At 54.3% G+C, this 1,043-nt stretch carries 1 protein-coding gene; it reads right to left on the bottom strand.

Annotation, left to right across the window (positions count from 1 at the left end):
• Nucleotides 1-244: 244 nt before the first annotated feature.
• Nucleotides 245-1,043, bottom strand: a 799-nt coding sequence (locus VQ045_RS21770) for a hypothetical protein (protein ID WP_331831616.1), incomplete at its 5' end; no start/stop codon positions are given.

Below are 1,043 nucleotides of genomic sequence, written 5' to 3'. Positions count from 1 at the left end.
GTCGCCCACTGCTGCGCAGCTTGGAACAAGCTCGTCGATCAGCCCTGGAAAATCACGTCCATCGGAATGCGAGATTGGGCGCATGGGTCTTGATCAGCGCCCGTTGGTATAAGTTAGGATATGCGAGCAATAGCCGCTCAATTCGCGGGCAGTCAGTGTGCGCGTTGTGCCATTGGGCTCACGAACAACGTAACATGATCTTTGAACAGCGAATGGATCCGGGACATATGCAAGCAGGGCTACGTCAGTCATAGTCCCTCTCCGTATCCAGGATGCGAGTACTTGAAATCGGCAGCGGGGGCGCCACGTAGACGCCAGCTCGGTCGAGTTTCCGATACACATTCTTCAAGTCGTCGCGCAGTTCAGGGGCGACAAAGTCTCTGATATGCGGTTTAAAATGCAGCTCTTGGACCGCGATCAACGCCACGCGCTGTCCCAGAAATGAACCTAATTCATCGAAGCCCTTGGCTATCTCGACGCGATCCGCCTTGCTGCCGAAGGCGCCTGCATAGAGCGTCGCTCCGCAACGCGTCGCATTATCCTTCTGACTCTTCACCACCTCCATCGCAAAGTCGATCAAGTCCTGATTGTTATACTCTTTCTGTACCAACAGCGACCAAAGCCGGTAATTTTGCCACGTATAATAGTTCTTAGAATCATCCTTGAGCAAGTTACCGATGCGCTCCAGATCGACATCGGTAGTGGGCACTGCCCGGATGTAGCGGGCCAACTCATCTGTTGAGGCGGGATGTTCAGACAAGGCATCGATGACTAACGGTGTGATCGGCGCGAAATAGGCGTCCGGGACCTCAAACTCAGGGCAGCTTGCGAGCGCCTCGAGTCGACGAATGCAGTAGCGAAAAGCGCGACTGCCGATCTCGCCAGACCGCAAGAGCCGTAGCGTCAGACCTCTCAACAGAGGGAAAGAGCGGCTAGAGCATCCGGCGAATAATTTGAATCGACGGGTTCCCATTTGATGTTCGGTTTGATTCTCTGTGAGCAGGAGGTGCTCTATGGGAAAGGCTGTTTCATCAGATTTGCGG

This window comes from Aurantimonas sp. E1-2-R+4 (genome assembly GCF_036549515.1).
Lineage (GTDB): Bacteria > Pseudomonadota > Alphaproteobacteria > Rhizobiales > Rhizobiaceae > Aurantimonas > Aurantimonas coralicida_A.
This window is presented reverse-complemented; position numbering and strand designations above follow the sequence as displayed.